The following is a 21,099-nucleotide window of genomic DNA, read 5'->3' as shown; positions in this document are numbered from 1 at the left end:
GAGGCGTACGTGACGGGCGGACATCGGATCGATCGCACGGCCTGGCCGGAGGGTGGCCCGTACCAGCGATTGTTGGAACTCCTGGACACCGTCCACCAAGACAACGGCCGAAAGAGCCTCCGCGACATCGGCGCCGCGATGAACCTCTCGTCGCCGTCCCGCGTCAACGACATCCTCCGTGGACGGAGGCGTCCGGTCGACGACCGTCAACTCGCCGCCCTCGTCCGCGCCCTCGGTGGGGGAGAGGACGATGCGCGCGCTGCCCTACGGCTCTTCGAGCAGGTGCCGCCCGCCAAGGTGGCCGCCGCGTCCCCGCACCCGTGGGCCGAGCACATCTCCGGGCACATCGCGTGGACGCTGGTCGACCCGCAGCGCGACGCCTCCGCCTTCAGGGACGCGAGCATCGGCCTCGCCGGGCGCCTGGGCGTTCTGAGCGGCGAGAGTGAGGCGGCCCTGGCCGACGACCCCTGGCTGGACACGGAACTGGCCGCCCGCTTCAGCAAGCGAACGGACTGGCTCCTGCGCACCCGGTTCGCGGAGTCCCTGTGCGATCTTTCTCCGGCCGAGGCGGCTCTGCTCGTGCTCGTCCCGCTCCTGCACCACACGCACATGGCCAGAACGCTCGCCACGCACCGCGGCATCCGCCCGCTCGACCTCGGCTCCAACGGCGGTTACGGGGCGCGCCGCGAGTACGAGACCTTCCTCGGCGGACAGCGGGAGCTGGTGGATCGCGCACGTGCCCGCACTCTCCCCGACCGCGACTCCGCAGGCACGGAGATCGGCTGGTGGTTGTTCCACCGCTGGGCGGCCCGCTATCCGCAGGCATATGCCCTGCCTGCCGTCCGTGACATGCTGAATGAGACGGAGATCGCTGACGACCGCCTGCGGGACGAGGTACTGGACGCGAAGACCGTCCAGCGCTTCCTCGCCGCTCTGCGCCGAGACCTCTCCGAACTGGGGGACACCGACCGGAAGAACGCCCCGCAGTTCGAGACGGTCCTGTTCGTGGGTGAGCCCTACGAACAGCGCGTCAGGGAACTGTTGATCGGGCAGGTGCTCACCGTCACCTACGCCCTCACGCTTGATCTCGTCCGGCTTCCGGACATCGTCGTCCGCCATCTGGGCATTCCCCATCCCGTCGACCTGGGTGAGTTGCGGAGAACCGCGATGAGCCGAGCGAAATGGGTGCTCCAAACGGACTGTCTCGTCCTACGCGCGGACTGCCACCACGCCGCCGAACTCGAAGGGCTGCGCCAATACGCGAGCCAGGTCGACGCCCTGCTGCACACGGTCAGGCAGAGCTGCGGGGACCACTCCACGATGCAGGGGCTCACGGGACTACCCGCCCGCGCGTCCGCCGACGACGTCAGGCCGGGCACCGACGATGACGGGCGTCTCCTCTTCCAACGTGTCAGCCGATTCCGGTTGGACGAGCGGCGCGTCCAGGAACTGCTGATGGGGGAGCAGCTCTACCAGGACCGTGGCCTGGCCATTCGCGAGCTGTACCAGAACGCGCTCGACGCCTGCCGGTACCGTCGCGCCCGCCACGCCTATCGCAGCCAAGGCGACTGGCTGGACGGCTGGGAAGGCCGTATCCAGTTCACCCAGGGCGTGGACGCGGACGGCCGCCCCTACCTCGAATGCCGCGACAACGGAATCGGAATGACCGAGGCCGTCCTCACCGACGTCTTCTCCCAGGCAGGCACCCGCTTCACCGACACCACCGAATTCCTGGTCGAGTCGGCCGACTGGAAGAGCGCCGACCCGCCCGTCCCGTTCCATGCCAACAGCCGCTTCGGTATCGGCGTCCTCAGCTACTTCATGATCGCCGACGAGATAGAGGTCGTCACCCGCCCCTTCGACCGCGGCCACCGTCCCCATCCGACGCTGAAGGTCTCGATCTTCGGCCCAGGCCACCTGTTCCGCATCGAGCACCTCCCCACCGACCGTTCTTCCGGCACCACGGTGAAGCTCTACCTGCGGGAGAACGAGACCGCTCCGTCCTGTGTCGAGGAACTGCGCCGCCTCCTCGGGATCGCCGAGTTCGCGACCATCGCCGAGCACGGTTCCCAACGGGAAATCTGGAAGCCCGGCGAATTGCGCCCTCGCTCCCGCCCATCCTGGGAGACCGACGGGCTCGACGCGCACGGCGAACTCGTGCCATGGAAAGACGACGACGGTGGTCAGGTGATCTGGTGTGAGCAAGGGGGAGGTCTGCTCGTCGACGGCATCTACGTTCGGCCGAGCGTTCGGCGCGGAGTCTTCGCCGGGCTAAGGGACGGAACCCTGCACGGTGTGGTCGTCAACCTCACCGGCGAACGTGCACCCGAACGGCTCTCAGTGGACCGGAGGAAAGTCCTTTCCGACGTCGCGGACGACGTCGAACGACTGCTGCGGTCGGCGGTGGACGAGCTTTTGACCACGGGGAAGAAACTGCTTGATGTGCGCTGGCTGAGCAACGTCACGGAAGCCAGTCCCAGGCTCGGCGACCTCATCAGCGAAGCCGCCGCCGAGACCGGCCGGGTCTTCCGGACGAGAATGAGCACGTTGGACATCCCTCGCCACGGATGTTTCCTGCAAGACTCCCATCTCATTCTCGACGGCGACGAAGGTGAACAGCGGTCGTTGGACGAGGCCCCCAGCTATTGGTCGTCCGACTTCGGAACTTATGTGGCCGACCATGTGCTGCTATGGCGACTCGCGGCCCACGGGAAGCAGTGGCGGCTTACCGAGGAGACCCAAATCGATAGCCGGAGGGTACTGCGCGCGTTGCCGTCCGACTCGATTCTCCTAGGGTTCAACGAAGTTCACCTCCAGCCGGACCGCCATCCGAACCCAAATGACTGGAGTTGGACGCCAGGGGAAATCGGCACCAGTCCAGGGCATGTGCTCTGGAATGCGTATCTCACCGGAGCCACGCCCCGTCAGGTCGCCAGGCGGGCCACCAGCCTGGGGATTGATGAGATCGAGCCAGAACGATTCCCCGAGACCGCAGTGTCCGAGGTCGACCTCGCCCTGCTCAGCGAACGACGCGACGGCAGGCCCAAGTGGCTGAACACGGTCGACGTCGTTCCCGTCGGGCATCTGGTCGCCGTGGCCCTTCAGTTCGGCCATGGGATGCGAGAGTTGGCGGCGCGGCTTGAGGATTACGGTCACAGGCTTTTTTTCCCGTGACCTGCCGACGGGACCACTTTCGTCCCAAGACCTGCGTCTGCTGTGTTGGAACGCGGAAGCAGATGAACCGATCAACAGCAGGCCGCTGTCACTGCCGAGCAGTCACGTGGTCAGAGCGGCCCGGGAGTTGGGAATATCGACTGGTGATGTCTGTGAAAGGTTGCGGGAGTTCGGCTTTCGAGTCGAAACACTCGCGTTGCCCGCACAGCCGTCGGAAGACGACTATCAGTTTTTCGACTGGAAGCTCGACTACTTCGAAAAAGACGAATTCGACCCTGGTCTTCCTCCTTCTCCTGCTCATCTTGTTCGCGCGTCACTCGCCTTGGGCCTGCCTGTGCAGCAAGTCGCCGCCCGGCTGGCGGCATACGGCATCACGGTTCCCGAGCAATTGCCCGATCGTGTTCTCGCCGTGGATATGAAGCTGCTCAGTCAAGACGGTGATGGCCTTCCACCCTGGTTCTCTTATAGAGCAAGTATTACGCTGCCAGAATTGCTTACCGCGAGTAGCCATGCGGGAGTCGAGCCCGCCCATGGGGCAGCGCGCCTCAGCGCATACGGTTTGAAGGTTCAGGACGGACCGTTTCCAAAGGAGATCGACAAACCGAGGCTTCGGTTGCTTTCCAAGGACTTCTTTCCACGGGGAAGGCGGCTCCGACCGGACCGTCCCGTCCCCAGGTTCCACCTGATCAGGGCATCCGTTGAACTGGGGATAAGCCCGCGAGCGGCTGCCGAGTGGTTGGCCGAGTGCGGGATGACTCTGCCGCCTGGCGATATCGACGACGCGGCGAATCCGATGGATCTTGTGCTGATGCGTCACCGCCGGAACGGCCCGGATGTGTGGCTTGACGTGGACGAACCTGTACCGCTGTTCCATCTGCTCTGGGTGACAGGGAAGCTGAGGATGGGGTTGCGGCAGGTGGCCGAGCGGTTGCGATGGTTGGGGTTGGAGGTTCCGGACGTGGACGAAAGCATCGCGGCGGCACTGCGGAGAGTGCCGTGGATGTCTGCGCCGTAGGCTTGCCGGGTGTGGGTTCCAGGGGACGATGAGATCCGGGCGTTGCATGAGAGGTATGCGCCGAGTCCTGGGGCGTTCGAGCTTGTTTGGACGCATTGTGTGATCGTTTGTGAGATCGCCGAGCAGATCATGGACGGGGCCGGGCTCGACGTGGACAAGGATCTCGTCCGGGCCGGGTGTTTGCTGCACGACATCGGCGTCTACCGGCTGTACGACGTCACCGGGGAACTCGACCAGAAGAGCTACATCCGGCATGGGGTTCTGGGGCACGAGATTCTTCGGGCGGAGGGCTTCCCCGAAGAGATCTGCAGGTTCTGTTCCCGCCACACCGGCGTGGGCCTGACCCGGGACGACATCGAGCGGCAGCGGCTTCCGTTGCCTGCTGGCGACTATGTGGCCGAAACCGGCGAGGAGCGGCTCGTCATGTACGCCGACAAGTTTCACAGCAAGACCGATCCGCCCACGTTCGTCGCCGCCGACTCCTATGCCGTCCATGTGCGGCGGTTCGGGGGAGGCAAAGTCGCGGCGTTCACCGCGATGCGCGAGCAGTTCGGGGAGCCCGATCTCGTGTCGCTCGCGGGCGACCACGGGCACGCCATCGCGTGACGTCTGGTGTGCGCCGGTGTGCGTTCTTCCCGCAGAACCACGCAGGTCAAAGGTGTGACACGAGGGGCGCGCTCGACGCGGCACGGCAGCGCACACGCAGCTCCCACGGTGCCCGTAGAACCTGATCTCGTTCGTCTGAGACGGAACGGAGTGAGGGTCATGCAGACGGTCGCGGAGCTGGCGCCGGTGATCGGTGGGGTGCTCAATGTGGTGGCGGCGGGGATCGGGATCGCGGCGGCGATCGTCACGGGGTGGCGGAGGCGGTGACGCGGGCAGTGGGTGATCGGGGGCAGGATGGAGGGGTGAGCCTTATCGATGAGCTTCCGTCCGGGAACGACACCGACCCCGATTCGCTGTTCGAGGCGTTCGAGCGGTGGGTGTCGGGGCGCGGGATCACGCTGTATCCCGCGCAGGAGGAGGCGCTCATCGAGGTCGTGTCCGGCGCCAACGTGATCCTTTCGACGCCGACCGGGTCGGGGAAGAGCCTGGTCGCGGCGGGGGCGCTGTTCGCCGCGATGGGACGTGACCAGGTCGGGTTCTACACGGCGCCGATCAAGGCGCTGGTGTCGGAGAAGTTCTTCGACCTGTGCGAGATGTTCGGACGCGACAACGTCGGCATGATGACCGGCGACGCCAGCGTGAACGCCGACGCGCCGATCATCTGCTGTACCGCCGAGGTCCTCGCCAACATCGCTCTGCGGGACGGCGCCGACGCCGACATCGGCGTCGTCGTCATGGACGAGTTCCACTTCTACGCCGAACCCGAACGGGGATGGGCCTGGCAGATCCCGCTGCTGGAGCTGCCGCAGACGCAGTTCCTGCTGATGTCGGCGACCCTCGGGGACGTCACGTTCTTCCAGAAGGACCTGACCCGCCGGACGGGACGCCAGACCGCCCTGGTCACGTCGGCGGAACGGCCCGTCCCGTTGATCTACGACTACCGGGTCACGCCGCTGCACGAGACCATCGAGGAGCTTCTCGGCGAGCAGAAGGCCCCGATCTACCTCGTCCACTTCACGCAGGCGGCGGCGATCGAGCGCGCCCAGTCGTTGATGAGCATCAACGTGTGCACGAAGACGGAGAAGGCCCGTATCGCGGAGCTGATCGGCAACTTCCGGTTCACGACGAAGTTCGGGCGGAACCTGTCGCGGTTCGTCCGGCACGGGATCGGCGTGCACCACGCGGGGATGCTTCCCAAGTACCGGCGGCTGGTGGAGCGGCTCGCGCAGGCCGGGCTGCTGAAGGTGATCTGCGGGACGGACACGCTCGGCGTCGGCGTCAACGTGCCCATCCGGACGGTCGTGTTCACGGCGCTGAGCAAGTACGACGGGCACCGGGTGCGGCGGCTCCGCGCAAGGGAGTTCCATCAGATCGCCGGGCGGGCCGGGCGGGCCGGGTTCGACACCGTCGGGTTCGTCGTGGCGCAGGCGCCCGAGCACGTGGTGGAGAACGAGAAGGCCCTGGCGAAGGCGGGCGACGATCCGAAGAAGCGGCGGAAGGTGCAGCGCAAGAAGCCGCCCGAGGGGTTCGTCGGCTGGGACGAGGACGTCTTCGCCAAGCTTCAGGACGCCGAGCCGGAGATGCTCAGGTCCCGGTTCCAGGTCAGTCACGCGATGCTGCTGTCGGTGATCGCCCGGCCGGGGAACGCGTTCCAGGCGATGAAACGGCTTCTCACCGACAACCACGAGGAACCGGCGGCGCGACGGCGGCACATCTCGCGGGCCATCGCGATCTACCGGTCGCTGCTGGCGGGCGGTGTCGTGGAAGTGCTGCCGGAACCGGACGACATGGGGCGGTACGCGCGCATCACCGTCGACCTCCAGGAGGACTTCGCGCTCAACCAGGCCCTGTCGACGTTCGCGCTGGCCGCGTTCGACATCCTGGACCCGTCGTCGCCGTCGTACGCGCTGGACGTCCTGTCGATCATCGAGGCGACGCTGGAGGATCCACGGCAGATCATCGCGGCGCAGGTCAACAAGGCGCGGGGCGAGGCCGTCCAGGAGATGAAGGCGGAGGGCATCGAGTACGAGGAGCGGATGGAGCTGCTCCAGGACGTCGAGCATCCGAAGCCGCTGGAGGACGAGCTCGACGCCGCGTACGAGATCTACCGGGCCGGGCATCCGTGGGTCGGTGACCATCCGCTGCGTCCCAAGTCGGTCGTGCGCGACATGTACGAGCGGGCGATGACGTTCACCGAGTACATCGCGTTCTACGAACTGGCCAGGGGCGAGGGGCTCGTCCTGCGGTACCTGTCGGGGGCGTACAAGGCGCTCCAGCAGACCGTCCCGGAGTCCATCAAGACCGATGATCTGATCGACCTGATCGAATGGCTGGGGGAGCTGGTGCGGCAGGTCGACTCCAGCCTGCTGGACGAGTGGGAGCAGCTCGCCAACCCCACCGAGGAGAATCTGGACCAGCCGATCGAGGAGCGGGTCACGAAGGTGACGGCGAACGCCCGCGCGTTCCGGGTCCTGGTCCGCAACGCGATGTTCCGGCGGGTGGAGCTGGCGGCGCTGGAGCGATACCAGGAACTCGGCGCGCTCGACCCCGACTTCGGCGTGGACGCCTGGGCGGACGCGATGGACGCCTATTTCGCCGAGCACGACGAGCTGCTCACCGGCGCCGACGCGCGGGGCCCCAAGCTGCTCCAGATCGAGGAGGTCCCCGAGGACGCGCTGTGGCGCGTCCGGCAGGTCTTCGACGACCCGGCGGGCCACCACGACTGGGGCATCAGCGCCGAGGTCGACCTGGCGGGTTCCGATCAGGCGGGCGAGGCGGTCGTCCGCGTCACCGGCGTGGACCGGTTGTGAACACACGGAAAGGGGAGCGGCATGGTGCAGGTCGCGGTGGCGCAGTTCGCGCCGGGCGTCGACAAGGACGAGAACCTCGCGACGATCGGCAAGCTGACGGATGAGGCGGTCGGGCGCGGCGCGGCCGTCGTCGTGTTCCCCGAGTTCGCCATGTTCACCGCGCCGAAACTGGACGAGCGGTTCCTCGACTCGGCGGAGTCCCTCGACGGCCCGTTCGTCACCGGCCTCGGCAACCTGGCGACTCGGCACGGTATTTATGTCGTCGCGGGTGTGAACGAGCGGCTGGACGACCCGGGCCGCATCTCCAACACGCTCCTCGCGTTCGGCCCCGGCGGGAACATCGTCGCCGAATACCGCAAGATCCACCTCTATGACGCGTTCGGCTACAAGGAGTCGGCGCTGGTCCGACCCGGTGACATCACCGACCCCGAGACGTTCACGGTCGACGATGTCACGTTCGGCATGCAGACCTGCTATGACGTCCGGTTCCCCGAGGTGACGCGGCGGATCGTGGACGCGGGCGCCGACGTGCTCGCGCTGCCCGCCGACTGGGTGCCGGGCCCGTTGAAGGAGGATCACTGGCGGACGCTCGTCCGGGCCCGCGCGATCGAGAACACCGTCTACGTGGCGGCCGCCGGGCAGTGCGCCCCGACCGGCGCGGGCAACAGCATGATCGTGGACCCGATGGGGGTGGTGACGGCCGGGCTCGGGGAGGGCGCGGGAGTCGCGGCGGCGGAGGTGTCGCCCGAGCGGGTGGCGGCCGTCCGGAAGGTGAACCCGGCGCTGACCCTACGCCGATTCGCCGTCACCCTCGCCGAGTGACCGCGCTGGTCACACCGCCGTCCAGGGGCGGAGCTTCTCGGGGTTGCGCACCGCCCAGATGTTGGTGATGCGGTCGTCCGCGACGTCGAACGCCAGAACCACCAGGGTGGCGCCGTCCAGCCGGGCGGTCAGCCCGGGCTGGCCGTTGACGGTGTGTTCCAGGATCGTGAAGCCGGGCGGCATGCGGGTGACGAGGTCGGCGAAGAGGCGCGCGACCGGTTCGGCGCCCTCGATGGGATGGAGCGCGGCGCTGACCAGGCCGCCGCCGTCGGCGACGGTGGTGGCGTCCGGGTCGAGGAGGCCGACGAGGGCGGCGATGTCGCCGGCCTCCCACGCCCGTTTGAAGTCCCGGACGAGCCCGGCCCGCCGATCCGGCGGGGTCGTCGCCCGCGCCCGCGACACGCGGACGCGGTGGCGCGCCGCCGTGGCCAGCTGGCGGCACGCCTCCGGGCTGCGGCCGACGATCTCCGCGACCTCGGCGAACGGGTACCGGAAAACGTCGTGCAGGACGAACGCGACGCGCTGCGCCGGGGTCAGCGACTCCAGCACGACGAGGAACGCCATGCCGATCGACTCGTCGAGCGTGACGCGGTCGGCGGGGTCGGTGACGGCGCCGCCCGGCCGCGCGGTGATCCAGTCGGTGCGGTCCGGGAGCGGCTCCGGAACCCACTCGCCCACGTAACGCTCCCGCCTGGCCCGTGCCGACCCGAGCAGGTCCAGGCAGATGCGGCCCGCTACCCGCGTCAGCCACGCCGCCGGTGACTCGATCGCGTCCTGCTTCTCACGGGACAGGGCGTACCAGCGGGCGTACGTCTCTTGGACGACGTCCTCGGCGTCCACCACGGAGCCGAGCAGCCGATACCCGAGGTTGATCAGATGGCGCCGCTCCTTCATGATCGCGCCAAGGGTCGGGTCGGGCCCGTCGGGCTCCGGCTCGGATCCGGTGCTCATGTTCGTCCCCCCTTGGTCGTGTCCGTCCTCACCGGTTCGACGAGGCAGCCCACCGGAATGTGAGGCCGGTCCGCCCGCGAAGCGGCGTCACGGCGTGCCGACGACCTTTCCCGGGTTGAAGATGCCCGCCGGGTCAAGCGCGTTCTTGACCGCGTGGTGCATGGCCATGACGGCCGGGTCGAGTTCGTCGCGCAGGCCGCGGCGTTTGATGAGCCCGATGCCGTGTTCACCGGCGACGGTGCCGCCGAGCGCGATGGCGTCCGCGATGATCTGGTCGAAGGCGCGTTCGGCCCGGCCCCGGGCGTCGTCGTCGCCCTTCGGGGTGATGATGACGGGGTGCAGGTTCCCGTCGCCCGCGTGCGCGACGTTCGCGATGTGGACGTCGTGCCGCGCGGCGGCGGCCTCGACACGCGTCAGCATCTCCGGGAGGAGGCCGCGGGGGACGCACACGTCCTCCGTCAGAAGGTCGCCGAGGCGTTCCAGCGCGGGGTGGCTGAGCTTGCGGGCGGAGAACAGCGATTCCGCCTCGGCCTCGTCGGACGACCGGGCCGCCCACGTCGCGCCCGCCTCCTCGAACAGCCGCACCATCGCGTCGGCCTCCGCCTCCCCGGCCTCGCCCGGCAGGTCGGTGCGGCCGAGGAGCAGGACGTTCGCGTCCGCCGACAGGCCCATGTTCCGCCACGCGTCGACGGCCTCCAGGACGTGCCGGTCCATCAGTTCCAGCGCGCTCGGCACTATCCCGGCGGCGGTGACCCCGCTGACCGCCGCGCCCGCGTCCCGGAGGGTGTCGAAGTACCCGACGACGGTGCGCTCGGGGGAGCGGGCGCCGCGCAGCCGCACCGTCACCTCGGTGATCACGCCGAGCGTTCCCTCGGAGCCGACCATGAGCCCGCACAGGTCGTATCCGGCGACGCCCTTGGCGGTGCGGCGGCCGAGCCGCACCACCTCGCCGCGGCCCACCACGGCCTCGACGGCCAGGACGTAGTCGCGGGTCACCCCGTACTTCACGCAGCACAGCCCGCCCGCGTTGGTGGCGACGTTCCCGCCGATCGTCGACCAGGGCGCGCTGGACGGGTCGGGCGGATACCAGAGGCCGCGTTCGGCGCAGGCCAGCCGGAGCGTGTCGTTGACGACGCCCGGCTGGACGACGGCGAGCCGCTCCTCGGTGTTGATCTCGATGATGTCGTCCATCGCCTCCAGGGACAGCAGCACGCACCCGTCGAGCGCGTTCGCGCCGCCGACCACCCCGGTGCCCGCGCCGCGCGGCACGATCGGCACGCCCCGCTCGGCGCAGGCCGCCACGACGTTCCGCACGTCGTCGGTGGATCCGGCGCGGACGAGGACCGCGGCCGTCCCGTAGGGCGCCCACGCCGCCTCGTCGTGCGCGTAGGAGGAGATCACGTCCGGGTCGGTGACGATTCGGTCGGGGGAGACCAGGGTCCGAAGCATGTCCACAATTTCCGGCATGGTGCTAAACAATCACACGCCGTGGGTCAGGCCGCCCTGGAGGTCAGCAGTCGGTCGACATGGCCGCGGATCGCGCCGACGTCCACACCGGCCTCGGTCGCGATCCGCACCGACAGGAACGCGTCGTCGTGCAGGACGCCGAGCAGGATGTGCCCTTCGTGGATCTCCTTCTGCTTGAGCCGAATCGCGTGCCGCAGGCTCAGCTCCAGGGCCTTCTTGGCGGACGGGGTGAACGGCAGATGGCCCCTCGGGCCCCGGCGCCCGCCCGCGGCATGATCCAGGGCACCCGGCCCGAAGGTCCGCTCGGTCGCCGCCCGGACGGCGTCCAGATCGATGCCGAGCGTGCTGAGCGCCTCCGGGTCGAGCGGGTCCTCGCTCGTGCGGGCGAGCCGGGCCCGGACGGCCGCCCTGTCCAACCCGTGCTCGGCGGCCGTCCGGGAGATCGGGCCGTCGTCGTTCAGCAGGGAGAGCAGCAGATGCTCGGTGCCGATGTGGTGGTGCCACAGCTCCCGCGCCTCCGCCTGGGCGTCGACGACGATCCTTCGCGCGCCGTCGGTGAAACGCTCGAACATCGCGCTAGTCCTCCTTCTTGAGAATGCGGCGCTTGCCGCCGTGCTTCTTGTGGACGGCCTGCCTGCTGACGCCGAGGCAGACCGCGATCTCCTGCCAGGACCAGCCCTGTTCGCGGGCGCTGGCGACCTGGAGGGCCTCCAGCCGTTCGGACAGTTCACGCAGCGCCCGCACGGCCCGCAGGCCGACCGCGGGATCGCGGCTGCTCGCCTCCTGGGCGAGCGTCACTCCATCGCTCATGGCGTCAATGTAGGTTGACAATCGGCAGCTGTCAACCAACGTTGACAGCTCGTCGGGTGCTCAGCGGACGGGGAGGAGGGTCGTCAGCAGATCGTCGAGGTTGATGAGCCCGGCGACGCGTCCGTCCGGCGCCATCGCGAGGCCGAGATGGCTGTGCCGGCCCTTGAGGACGGCGACGGCCTCTCCGACCGGAGTGCCGACCGGCACCGTGGGCACCGGGTGCGCCAGCTCCCGGGCCGGTGTCGCCCGGCCGCGCGCCCGGGCCAGATACGCGTCGCGGACGTGCACCATGCGAGGCTCGCGGCCCCCGTCGCGCAGCATGATCCGGAGGCTGCCGGTGCGGGCCGCGATGTCGATGACCTCCTGCGGCGTCGCCTCGGCCGGGACCGACACGATCCGGGAGACCGGCACGACCAGACCCGCCAGCGGGGTGCGCGGCGCGTCCAGCGCGGCGGTGAGCAGCGACAGCTCGGTGTCCTCGATCAGCCCGAGGCGCCGCGAGTCCTGCGCGATGCTGCGCAGCTGCTCCGGGGTCCGCGACACCTCCCGCGAGTCGGCGGGCTCGACGCCCACCATCCGCAGCAGCAGGTTCGTCGTGCCGTTCAGGGCGGCCAGCAGCGGACGGACGACGGTGGCGAACGCGCGGAACGGCAACCCGAGCAGCGTCGCCGAACGCTCCGGATCGGTGATCGCCCACGACTTCGGCGCCATCTCGCCGACGACCATGTGCAGGAACGTGACCAGCGCCAGGGCGAGGACGAACGCGACCGCGTGCGCCGCGCCGTCCGGCAGGCCCGCGGCGTGGATCGGCGGCGCCAGCGTGCCGGCGATCACCGGCTCGGAGACCAGGCCGAGGCCGAGTGAGCACATCGTGATGCCGAGCTGCGCCCCCGCGAGGGTCAGGGACAGTTCGTCGATCCCGGCGACCGCGGCGGACGCGGCCCGCCCGCCCCGCGCGGCGGCCCGTTCCAGGCGCGGCCGCCGCGCCGCCACCAGCGCGAACTCGGTGGCGACGAAGAAGCCGTTCCCGGCCAGCAGCGCGAGGGTGACGGGCACGCCGAGCGACAGGTTCACCGGTCCTCGCCCTCCTCGTCGGGCACCGCGCGCACGCGGATCAACTCCGGCACGTGCCGGTGCACGGTCAGGACCTCGATGATCGCGCTCCGGGCCGGCCGGTCCAGGCGGGTCGGCGTCAGGTCCACAACGACGACGTCCCCGGGCCGCGCCACCCGGCCGAGCCGCTTCAGCAGCAGGCCCGCGACGGTCTCGTAATCGCCCTCGGGCAGCTCGATACCGGTCTCGTGGGCGACCTCGTCGGTGCGCAGCGCGGCGTCGGTCGTCCACCACCCGCCGGTGCGGATCGCGAGGTCCTCGCCGGGCTCGTTCTCATCGGCGATCTCCCCGACCAGCTCCTCGGCGACGTCCTCCCAGGTGAGCAGGCCCGCGAAACCGCCGTACTCGTCCACCACGCAGGCCATCGACTCCCCGGCCGTCCGCAGCCGTTGCAGCACGTCGGGCAGCGGCAGCGACGACGGCAGCAGCAGCGGCGACCGCGCGATGTCGCGGACGGCGGTGCGGTCCGCCTCGTCCGGGGCGAGCCGGACCAGTTCCTCCAGGCCGACGACGCCGACGAGGTCGTCGACGCTGTCGCCGACGACGGGATAGCGGGAGTGACCCGTCGCGGAGATCACCTCGCTCAGCTCGGTCACCGGCGCCGCCGCGGGCACGGTCACCGCGTCGACACGCGGGATCATGACCTCCTCGGCGTCGCGTTCGGAGAAGACCAGCGCCCGCTCCAGCAGGTCCGCGTGACCCGCCTGGAGCTTCTCGCCGGACTCGTCGATGATGTGCGCGAGCTCCTGCAACGTCGCCCCGTGGTGCAGCTCCTCCGCAGGCTCGATCCCGGCGGCCCGGACGAGCCGGTTCGCGGACGCGTCGAACAGCCTGATCAGCGGGCCCGCCACCACCAGGTAGACGAGGGTGGACGCGGCGAGCACCCGCGCCATCGGCTCCGCCCTGACCAGCGCCAGGTTCTTCGGGAACAGCTCGCCGAGGATCATCTGCACCACGGTGGCGAGACCGAACCCGAGCGCCACCGCCACCCCGCCGGACGCCGCGTCCGGCACCCCCGCGGCACGCAGCGCCGGGTCGATGAGGTCGGCCAGGGCGGGCTTGGCGATGAACCCGACGACCAGCGCGGTGACCGTGATGCCGAGCTGCGCGCCGGACAGCATGAACGACAGCCGTCCCATCACCCGCAACGCCCGCGCCGACGCCCGGTCGCCGTCCGCGGCCCGCTGCTGGAGGAGGGGACGGTCCGCGGTGACGAACGCGAACTCCTGCGCCACGAAGTAGCCGGTCGCGGCCGTCAACACGAGGACGGCCAGCAGCCCGAGCACGGCGTTCACCCGGCCCTCCCTCCCGCCGCTGCGCGGCACACGCGGGTCCTCTTACCCGCCCGGTGCGTTTCGCCCCACCGGGCGTTTGACCGCTTCCAGGCGGTTATCACCCGCACGGCGTGGAATGATCCCTGGACGAGCAGAGCCGCGGCAACGATCTTCGAGGGGACGCCCATGCCCAGACCGTTCGCGTCGTCCGCAGATCTGGGCGACAAGACGCAGACGCTGGAGGTCCTGGCGGACGGCGTCTACGCGCTCACCGCGGAGGGCGACCCGAACGTCGGGGCCGTCGAGGGGGAGGACTTCCTCGTCTGCTTCGAGGCCCTCGCGACTCCGGCGGCGGCCCGCGACTGGCTCGCCGTCCTGCGCGAGCACACCGACAAGCCGATCCGGTACCTGGTCCTGTCGCACTACCACGCCGTCCGGACCCTCGGGGCCAGCGCGTTCCACGCGCCGGTGATCATCGCGCACGACCGGACCCGCGCGCTGATCGCCGAGCGCGGAAAGCAGGACTGGGAGTCGGAGTTCGGGCGGATGCCCCGGCTGTTCAAGGACCCGGACGGCATTCCCGGCCTCACCTGGCCGACCGTGACGTTCTCCCGCACGCTCACCATCGACCTCGGCGGCGACCGCGGCGACCTCGACCTGGTGTACTGCGGGCGCGGGCACACCGAGGGCGATCTCGTGGCGTGGCTGCCCCGGCACCGGATCCTGTTCGCCGGGGACCTCGTGGAGACGCAGGCCGCGCTGTACACCGGCGACGCGTTCCACCGCGAATGGGCGACCGGGACGCTCGACCACGTCTCCTCGTTCGACGCGCGGACGCTGGTCGGCGGGCGCGGCGTCGTCGCGCACGGCAGGGACGCCGCGGACGCCGCCGTCGGCCAGACCCGCGACTTCCTGAACGCGATGATCCGCGAGACCCGCCGGGTCCGGGCGGACGGCGGCACCCTCAAGGACGCGTTCGACGCCGTCCACGCCGTGCTCGCGCCCACCTACGGGCGCTGGCCGATCTTCGAGCACTGCCTGCCGTTCGACGTCTCCCGTCTCTGGGACGAGCTCGACGGGGTCGAGCGCCCGCTCATCTGGACGGCCGAACGCGACCGCGCGGTCTGGGCCGAACTCCAGCGCTAGCCGAGGCTCCCGCCGGGGGAGCGGGGCGGCGCGGGGACCCGCCGCACGACGCCCACGGCTGTTATATATTGCGTGTCCGCGTCATTCCGGACATTCCCCATCGTTCCCGGGTGCGGACGGCCGTGACGCACGGTCGCGACGGCGGGCGGTTCTTCGGGAACCGTAACCCCGGCCAATGCCGTACAGAAAGACGATATGCCCGATGCGCGCGTAAGGGCCGGGGTGCGGACAAATCCGCCCCCGGCCCCTGGCGTCCGTGCCGGAACTCCTCCGGCGGCGCGGCGACCGCTAGTGCGCGGCCTCGTACTGCTCGATCACATTGGCGGGGATACGACCCCGCTCATTGACCTTGATGCCGCGGCTCTTCGCCCACTCGCGAATCTCGGCGGAGCGCTCGCGGCTGCCCGCCGTCCGTGCGGCGCGACCGCCGCGACCGGTGGGCTTGCGCGCCTTGCGGGCGCTGGCCACGAACGGCTCCAGACCGTTGCGCAGCTTGCTCGCGTTCTTCTTGCTCAGGTCGATCTCGTAGGACGTGCCATCGAGGGAAAAGCTGACGGTCTCGTCGGCCTCACCACCGTCGATGTCATCCACGAGAAGGACTTCGACCTTCTGTGCCATGCGGGGACTCCCCTAACTATGCGTCCGGCTTCGCGTCCGGATGTGCCTTGATGAATGCAGCATAGACCTCATCCGATATCTTGCCACGTTCAGAGACTTCAATGTTACTGCGCAATGCCCACGCGCGGACATCACCGTTCGTGTAGCCCTTGATCTTCGCGGCGCCGGACTTGCGGCCCTTCCGGGCGGGCTTCACCTCGGCGGCGTTCTCGATGAAGGGCGCGAGCGCGTCCAGCATCTCGTTCAGACGCTTGAAGTTGTCGTCGCTCAAGTCGATCGTGAACGTCCGGCCCAGGACTTCGAAGTCCCGCTTTGCGACATCGGCTCCTTCGGAGCCGTCGATGTCGTCCACCCGAATGACCTTCTCGGCCATGTGTACTCCGTGTTCCTTCCCCTCGCCTGCGCGGCGACCTTGACCGTAGCGGATTCCGGCGCCCCGCACGGCACCGGGACGCGCGGGTGAGCGGGAAGGCGCCCCCGCCTCGGTCGCGCCCACGTCATCTCCCAGGTCAACCCACCGGTCATATCGCAGGTCACGTCCCGGGTCACCCGGTCACGCCCCCCTCGCGGCCCCCCGCGACCCCCTCCAGGGCGCCGCGGCCGGTGTCCCACCGGGCGGACGCGCCGGGCGCCGACCGGGATCGCCGACGGCGCCGGACGGAAATCAAGTTACGGTCAAAGCGCGCATGTCCCCCGGTTCGAAGGGTAGCGGCCAACACCACTGCCCAATTCGCCATGAGGGAGCCGAAAGATGGTCAACCCCGCCGACCGTGCGGACCGCAAGCAGGAGCAACTCGAGCGTCGGCGTGTACGCCCGGACGACACGCGGCTCACCACCGATCAGGGAATCCGTGTCGACGACACCGACAACTCGCTGTCCGCGGGTGAACGCGGCCCGTCCCTGATGGACGACTTCCACCTCCGCGAGAAAATCACCCATTTCGACCACGAGCGGATACCGGAGCGGGTGGTGCACGCACGCGGCGCGGGCGCCTACGGCCATTTCCGGCTGCACGACTCCCTCGCCGAGTACACCACCGCCGACTTCCTGTGCGACACGGCGCGGACGACACCGGTGTTCGTGCGGTTCTCCACCGTCGCCGGATCGCGCGGCTCGGCCGACACTGTACGGGATGTTCGCGGCTTCGCGACGAAGTTCTACACGCGGCAGGGCAACTTCGACCTCGTCGGCAACAATATGCCGGTCTTCTTCATCCAGGACGGCATCAAGTTCCCCGACTTCGTGCACGCGGTCAAGCCCGAACCGCCGAACGAGATCCCGCAGGCGTCGTCCGCGCACGACACGCTCTGGGACTTCGTGCAGCTCCAACCCGAGACCATGCACATGATGATGTGGTTGATGTCGGACCGGGCGCTTCCGCGCAGCTACGCGATGATGCAGGGGTTCGGCGTCCACACCTTCCGGTTCGTCAATGCGGAGGGGCGTGCCACGTTCGTGAAGTTCCACTGGAAGCCGCGGCTCGGCACCCATTCGCTCGCCTGGGACGAGACCCAGAAGATCGCCGGTAAGGACCCGGACTTCAACCGCCGAGATCTGTGGGACCGCATCGACGCCGGCGACTTTCCCGAGTACGACCTCTGCGTGCAGCTCGTCCCCGTCGAGGACGAGCACCGGTTCGACTTCGACCTGCTCGACCCCACGAAGATCATCCCGGAGGAGGAGGTTCCGGCGCGGCCGGTCGGCACGCTGACCCTGGACCGCAACCCCACCAACTTCTTCGCCGAGACCGAGCAGGTCGCGTTCCACCTAGGCAACGTCGTCCCCGGCATCGACTTCACCAACGACCCGTTGCTCCAGGCGCGGCTGTTCTCCTACCTGGACACGCAGCTGATCCGGCTCGGCGGGCCGAACTTCCCGCAGATCCCCGTCAACCGTCCGGTGGTCGAGGTCCGCAACCACCACCGCGACGGCTACCACCAGATGGACCTCCACGAAGGCCGGGCGAGTTACCACAAGAACTCGCTGTCGGGCGGCTGCCCGGCGGTCGGCGGCGAGGGGTCCTTCACCCACTACCAGGAGCGGGTGGACGGCCACAAGATCCGCAAGCGGAGCGAGAGCTTCGCCGACCACTACTCGCAGGCCACGCTGTTCTGGAACAGCATGGCCGACTGGGAGAAGGAGCACATCGTCGGCGCGTTCCGGTTCGAACTCGGCAAGTGCGAGCACCGGCACATCAGGGAGGGCGTCGTCGGGCACCTCAACCACGTGGACCACGACCTCGCCGTCCAGGTTGCCGCAGGTGTCGGGGTGGAGGCGCCGGCGGCCCCCGCGACCCCGAACCACGGGCGCGGGTCACCCGCCTTGAGCCAGGCGAACTCGGCCACCGACTCCGTCCGGGGCCGCAAGATCGCGATCCTGGCGGCGGACGGCGTCGACTCGGCGGCCGTCGCGGCGGTCGGCGACGCGCTCATGGAGGCGGGCGCGGTCTGCGAGATCCTCGCCGCGCACGCCGGGTTCGTGCAGGCGGCCAACGGCGGGCAGGTCGAGGTGACCCGGGCGATGCCGACCGTCGCGTCCGTCCTGTACGACGCCGTCCTCGTGCCGGGCGGGGAGCAGAGCGTGCGGGCGCTCGCGGGGGACGGCGACGCCGTGCACTTCGTCGCCGAGGCGTTCGTGCACTGCAAGGCGATCGGCGCGCTCGACGCGGGCATCGGGCTGCTGGAGCGGGCCGGGATCACCGGCGTGGAGTTCGCCTCGAACGGCGGGACGGTCAGCGACACCGGTGTCGTCACCGGCGAGGGGCCGGGCGGCGACTTCTCCGCCCGGCTGATCGACGCGGTGAAGGCGCACCGGCACTGGACGCGCCGCAAGGCCCACGTCCCGGCCTGACGGCCTCACGCCGAGGCGTGGGCCCGCCAGGGGAGCTCGGGGGAGCGCCTCAGGCAAGGCCCATCTCGCGCCGGACGGCCTCCAGCTCGACCGCCATCGCGTCGGAGAGGGCGCGAACACCCGACAGCGGCCGCACCATGACGCAGAACTCGTCGATGAACCCGTCGTCGTCATGGTGCAGGAGGTCGCAGCCGTGGACCTCGCGGTCCCCGACCCTGGCCTTGAAGATCAGCGCGTGGTCGCGGCCGTCGCCGATCTCGCGGACGTAGCGGAAGTCCGCGAACACCCGGGTCACCGCGCGCAGGATCGCCGCGACCGCCTCCCGCCCCTCGCAGGGCGCGTACGCGACCGGGCTGAGGAACGTGACGTTCTCGGCCAGCAGCGCCGGGAGGGCCGCGACGTCGCCCTTCTCGACGGCCGCGCGGAACGGGTGCATCGGGGCCCACCTCCATGCTCGGCTTCCCGGCTCGCCCGGAAGCGACGCTGGAAAGCCTAGAGCCCGCCGGCCCCGCCCGCGATCACCGCGACCACGGTCAGGCGGCGGCGGTCAGGCGGCGGCGGGCTGCAACAGCACCTTGATCGCGCCGTCCCGCTTCTTCTGGAAGATCTCGTAGGCGTGCGGCGCCTTCTCCAGCGGCCAGCGGTGCGTCGCGAGGTCCATCACGCCGAGCGGGTCGGAGTCGTCCGTCACGAGCGGCATCAGCTCGTCGATCCAGCGTTTGACGTGGGCCTGGCCCATGCGGAGCCCGATGCCCTTGTCGAACATCCGCAGCATCGGCAGCGGGTCCGTCATGCCTCCGTACACGCCGACGACGGAGATCGTCCCGCCGCGCCGGACGATCTCGACCGCGGTGCCGAACGCGGCGAGCCGGTCCACGCCGACGCGCGACATCAGCGGCGCGGCCGAGTTGCCCGGCAGCAGCCCGGCGAGGGTCTGCGCGAACTTGGCGCCCGGCGACCCGTGCGCCTCCATCCCCACCGCGTCGATCACCGAGTCGGTGCCGCGCCCCCCGGTCAGCTGCCGGACCGCGTCCGGAACGTCGTCGGCGTCATCGGAGTCGATCACCTCGACGCCGTGCCGCCGCGCCATCTCCAGCCGCTCGGGCACGAGGTCCACGGCGATCACCCGGTGGCCGAGGTGCCGGGCGATGCGGGCGGCCATCTGCCCGATCGGCCCGAGGCCGAGGACGGTGACCGATCCGCCCGCCGGGATCGCGGCCCAGTCGACGGCCTGCCGCGCGGTCGGCAGCACGTCCGACAGGTACACGAACCGCTCGTCCGGCGGGCCCTCCGGCACCTTGATCGGGCCGAAGTGCGCCTGCGGCACCCGCAGGTACTCGGCCTGCGCGCCCGGAACCTGGCCGTACAGCCGGGTGTAGCCGAACAGCGCGGCGCCCATGCCCTCCTCGCGCACCTGCGTCGTCTCGCACTGCGCGAACAGTTGCATCTCGCACATGTGGCAGTGGCCGCACGAGATGTTGAATGGGATGACCACCCGGTCGCCGGGTTTGACGTGGGTGACGTCCGGCCCGGTCTCCTCGACGATCCCCATGGGTTCGTGGCCGAGGATGTCACCCGCGCTCAGGAACGTTCCGAGCACCTCGTACAGGTGCAGGTCCGATCCGCAGATGCCGGACGAGGTCACCCTGATGATCGCGTCGTCCGGCTCCTTGATCTCCGGGTCGGGCACGTTCTCGACCCGGACGTCCCGCTTGCCGTGCCAGGTGACCGCCTTCATCGTGATCTCCTCCATGAACCCCTGCGGACTTCGGTTCTGAGCCGCCCTACCCGGTCGGCCGACCCGAAACGTCACGTCCGGGGTCCGGCGGACACCTCACCGGGAGTACGTGCCGACGAGGGCGGCGGAGGCGAGCACGTCGTCCTTGAGGCACGCGCGCAGGTCGTCCGCCGAGAAGCCGGACGTCAGGCCGGACGGCCTGCGCAGCGCGTACAGCGTGAAGACGTAACGGTGCGGCGGGTCGCCGACCGGCGGGTGCGGCCCGCCGTAGCCGAGCTCGCCGAAGTCGTTGCGGCCCCGGGCGATGCGGGGGCGTTCCTCGCCCGCGGCGAGCCCGTCGCGCTCCGGCGGGATGCCGCCCAGCATCCAGTGGACGAACGCGCCGCCGGGCGCGTCCGGGTCCACGCAGGTGAGGACGAGTTCCAGACACGCGGCAGGAATGCCCGACCACCTCAGCGCGGGGGAGAGGTCGCCCGACCGGTGCGAGTACATCGGCGGTATCGGCGCGTGGTCGGCGAAGGCGGGACTGCTCAGCGTCAACTCCTCCATGGTGCCGTGGTGCCCGGTGCCCGGCGATCGATGCCGCGTGCCCGGCGATCGATGCCGCGTGCCCGGCGATCGATGCCGCGCCGCCGTGGCGTTTGAAACGGGTCAGCCAGGCAAGTGCCTCGGTGGGCTCGGGAGAGGCGGGACGAGGGAGAAGC

At 69.8% G+C, this 21,099-nt stretch carries 18 protein-coding genes; 7 read left to right on the top strand and 11 right to left on the bottom strand.

Features of this window, described 5'->3' with window-relative positions; all coding sequences use genetic code 11:
- Nucleotides 1–9: 9 nt before the first annotated feature.
- The 5 genes from D0T12_RS08990 (at nucleotide 10) to D0T12_RS08970 (ending at nucleotide 8,427) form a co-directional block, all read left to right on the top strand.
- Nucleotides 10–3,174: an HD domain-containing protein gene (locus D0T12_RS08990; RefSeq protein WP_147339456.1), complete on the top strand. Its 3,165-nt coding sequence runs from the start codon at nucleotides 10–12 to the stop codon at nucleotides 3,172–3,174.
- Nucleotides 3,113–4,189 carry a wHTH domain-containing protein gene (locus D0T12_RS34825; protein ID WP_147339454.1) on the top strand — a complete coding sequence of 359 codons (1,077 nt, stop codon included), beginning with the start codon at nucleotides 3,113–3,115 and terminating at the stop codon, nucleotides 4,187–4,189. The genes D0T12_RS08990 and D0T12_RS34825 overlap by 62 nt, the downstream gene beginning before the upstream one ends.
- Before the next feature lie 9 nt (nucleotides 4,190–4,198).
- Complete coding sequence (locus D0T12_RS08980) at nucleotides 4,199–4,795, top strand: HD domain-containing protein (protein ID WP_117399054.1); 597 nt, start codon at nucleotides 4,199–4,201, stop codon at nucleotides 4,793–4,795.
- Nucleotides 4,796–5,097: 302 nt separating this feature from the next.
- The gene (locus D0T12_RS08975) at nucleotides 5,098–7,605 is read left to right on the top strand and encodes a DEAD/DEAH box helicase (RefSeq protein ID WP_117399053.1); all 2,508 of its coding nucleotides are present in this window, start codon (nucleotides 5,098–5,100) and stop codon (nucleotides 7,603–7,605) included.
- A gap of 21 nt (nucleotides 7,606–7,626) precedes the next feature.
- Nucleotides 7,627–8,427: a carbon-nitrogen hydrolase family protein gene (locus tag D0T12_RS08970; RefSeq protein WP_117399052.1), complete on the top strand. Its 801-nt coding sequence runs from the start codon at nucleotides 7,627–7,629 to the stop codon at nucleotides 8,425–8,427.
- 9 nt (nucleotides 8,428–8,436) lie between these two features.
- On the opposite strand, the gene sigJ is transcribed toward D0T12_RS08970, so the two are convergent.
- The 6 genes from sigJ to D0T12_RS08940 all read right to left on the bottom strand — a co-directional run bounded on the left by sigJ (nucleotide 8,437) and on the right by D0T12_RS08940 (nucleotide 14,063).
- Complete coding sequence (gene sigJ, locus D0T12_RS08965) at nucleotides 8,437–9,378, bottom strand: RNA polymerase sigma factor SigJ (RefSeq protein ID WP_117399051.1); 942 nt, start codon at nucleotides 9,376–9,378, stop codon at nucleotides 8,437–8,439.
- An 87-nt stretch (nucleotides 9,379–9,465) separates the two neighbouring features.
- Nucleotides 9,466–10,845, bottom strand: a complete 1,380-nt coding sequence (locus tag D0T12_RS08960) for an FAD-binding oxidoreductase (RefSeq protein WP_199487385.1) — start codon at nucleotides 10,843–10,845, stop codon at nucleotides 9,466–9,468.
- 26 nt (nucleotides 10,846–10,871) lie between these two features.
- The gene (locus tag D0T12_RS08955) at nucleotides 10,872–11,417 is read right to left on the bottom strand and encodes a Clp protease N-terminal domain-containing protein (protein ID WP_117399049.1); all 546 of its coding nucleotides are present in this window, start codon (nucleotides 11,415–11,417) and stop codon (nucleotides 10,872–10,874) included.
- Nucleotides 11,418–11,421: 4 nt separating this feature from the next.
- The gene (locus tag D0T12_RS08950; protein ID WP_117399048.1) at nucleotides 11,422–11,655 is read right to left on the bottom strand and encodes a helix-turn-helix domain-containing protein; all 234 of its coding nucleotides are present in this window, start codon (nucleotides 11,653–11,655) and stop codon (nucleotides 11,422–11,424) included.
- Nucleotides 11,656–11,715: 60 nt separating this feature from the next.
- Nucleotides 11,716–12,729, bottom strand: coding sequence for a hemolysin family protein (locus tag D0T12_RS08945; RefSeq protein WP_117399047.1), 1,014 nt, complete (start codon nucleotides 12,727–12,729; stop codon nucleotides 11,716–11,718).
- Nucleotides 12,726–14,063, bottom strand: coding sequence for a hemolysin family protein (locus D0T12_RS08940; RefSeq protein ID WP_117399046.1), 1,338 nt, complete (start codon nucleotides 14,061–14,063; stop codon nucleotides 12,726–12,728). Before D0T12_RS08940 ends, D0T12_RS08945 begins: the two co-directional genes overlap by 4 nt.
- 165 nt (nucleotides 14,064–14,228) lie before the next feature.
- On the opposite strand from D0T12_RS08940, the gene D0T12_RS08935 reads away from it, so the two are divergent.
- Entirely contained in the window at nucleotides 14,229–15,188 is a 960-nt protein-coding gene (locus D0T12_RS08935) for an MBL fold metallo-hydrolase (protein ID WP_117399045.1), read from the top strand.
- Nucleotides 15,189–15,476: 288 nt separating this feature from the next.
- Here the strand turns inward: D0T12_RS08935 and D0T12_RS08930 are convergent, their stop codons facing one another.
- Together D0T12_RS08930 and D0T12_RS08925 are read right to left on the bottom strand one after the other, a co-directional pair.
- Nucleotides 15,477–15,806, bottom strand: a complete 330-nt coding sequence (locus D0T12_RS08930) for a histone-like nucleoid-structuring protein Lsr2 (RefSeq protein WP_117399044.1) — start codon at nucleotides 15,804–15,806, stop codon at nucleotides 15,477–15,479.
- 16 nt (nucleotides 15,807–15,822) lie between these two features.
- Nucleotides 15,823–16,179 carry a histone-like nucleoid-structuring protein Lsr2 gene (locus tag D0T12_RS08925; RefSeq protein ID WP_117399043.1) on the bottom strand — a complete coding sequence of 119 codons (357 nt, stop codon included), beginning with the start codon at nucleotides 16,177–16,179 and terminating at the stop codon, nucleotides 15,823–15,825.
- Between the two features lie 378 nt (nucleotides 16,180–16,557).
- Here D0T12_RS08925 and D0T12_RS08920 point away from each other — a divergent pair, with 378 nt between their 5' ends.
- A complete protein-coding gene (locus D0T12_RS08920) occupies nucleotides 16,558–18,657 on the top strand; it encodes a catalase (protein WP_117399042.1) in 2,100 nt (699 codons plus the stop codon).
- A 49-nt stretch (nucleotides 18,658–18,706) separates the two neighbouring features.
- Here D0T12_RS08920 and D0T12_RS08915 read toward each other — a convergent pair whose 3' ends face one another.
- The 3 genes from D0T12_RS08915 to D0T12_RS08905 all read right to left on the bottom strand — a co-directional run bounded on the left by D0T12_RS08915 (nucleotide 18,707) and on the right by D0T12_RS08905 (nucleotide 20,944).
- Entirely contained in the window at nucleotides 18,707–19,093 is a 387-nt protein-coding gene (locus D0T12_RS08915; RefSeq protein WP_117399041.1) for a nuclear transport factor 2 family protein, read from the bottom strand.
- 111 nt (nucleotides 19,094–19,204) lie between these two features.
- Nucleotides 19,205–20,395: a zinc-dependent alcohol dehydrogenase gene (locus D0T12_RS08910; protein WP_117399708.1), complete on the bottom strand. Its 1,191-nt coding sequence runs from the start codon at nucleotides 20,393–20,395 to the stop codon at nucleotides 19,205–19,207.
- A gap of 96 nt (nucleotides 20,396–20,491) precedes the next feature.
- A complete protein-coding gene (locus tag D0T12_RS08905; RefSeq protein ID WP_117399040.1) occupies nucleotides 20,492–20,944 on the bottom strand; it encodes a YbhB/YbcL family Raf kinase inhibitor-like protein in 453 nt (150 codons plus the stop codon).
- Between the last annotated feature and the right edge of the window lie 155 nt (nucleotides 20,945–21,099).

Source organism: Actinomadura spongiicola (genome assembly GCF_003432485.1).
GTDB lineage: Bacteria > Actinomycetota > Actinomycetes > Streptosporangiales > Streptosporangiaceae > Spirillospora > Spirillospora spongiicola.
The sequence above is the reverse complement of the archived record's forward strand: the minus strand, read 5'-3'. Positions and strand labels throughout refer to the sequence as shown.

Bases quoted from the DNA above. Each gene is read 5' to 3' on its own strand.
- D0T12_RS08925 (WP_117399043.1), bottom strand. From the start codon at position 16,179: ATGGCCGAGAAGGTCATTCGGGTGGACGACATCGACGGCTCCGAAGGA.
- D0T12_RS08910 (WP_117399708.1), bottom strand. From the start codon at position 20,395: ATGAAGGCGGTCACCTGGCACGGCAAGCGGGACGTCCGGGTCGAGAAC.
- D0T12_RS34825 (WP_147339454.1), top strand. From the start codon at position 3,113: ATGGGATGCGAGAGTTGGCGGCGCGGCTTGAGGATTACGGTCACAGGC.
- D0T12_RS08935 (WP_117399045.1), top strand. From the start codon at position 14,229: ATGCCCAGACCGTTCGCGTCGTCCGCAGATCTGGGCGACAAGACGCAG.
- D0T12_RS08955 (WP_117399049.1), bottom strand. From the start codon at position 11,417: ATGTTCGAGCGTTTCACCGACGGCGCGCGAAGGATCGTCGTCGACGCC.
- D0T12_RS08905 (WP_117399040.1), bottom strand. From the start codon at position 20,944: ATGGAGGAGTTGACGCTGAGCAGTCCCGCCTTCGCCGACCACGCGCCG.
- D0T12_RS08915 (WP_117399041.1), bottom strand. From the start codon at position 19,093: ATGCACCCGTTCCGCGCGGCCGTCGAGAAGGGCGACGTCGCGGCCCTC.
- sigJ (WP_117399051.1), bottom strand. From the start codon at position 9,378: ATGAGCACCGGATCCGAGCCGGAGCCCGACGGGCCCGACCCGACCCTT.
- D0T12_RS08960 (WP_199487385.1), bottom strand. From the start codon at position 10,845: ATGCCGGAAATTGTGGACATGCTTCGGACCCTGGTCTCCCCCGACCGA.
- D0T12_RS08920 (WP_117399042.1), top strand. From the start codon at position 16,558: ATGGTCAACCCCGCCGACCGTGCGGACCGCAAGCAGGAGCAACTCGAG.
- D0T12_RS08970 (WP_117399052.1), top strand. From the start codon at position 7,627: ATGGTGCAGGTCGCGGTGGCGCAGTTCGCGCCGGGCGTCGACAAGGAC.
- D0T12_RS08930 (WP_117399044.1), bottom strand. From the start codon at position 15,806: ATGGCACAGAAGGTCGAAGTCCTTCTCGTGGATGACATCGACGGTGGT.
- D0T12_RS08950 (WP_117399048.1), bottom strand. From the start codon at position 11,655: ATGAGCGATGGAGTGACGCTCGCCCAGGAGGCGAGCAGCCGCGATCCC.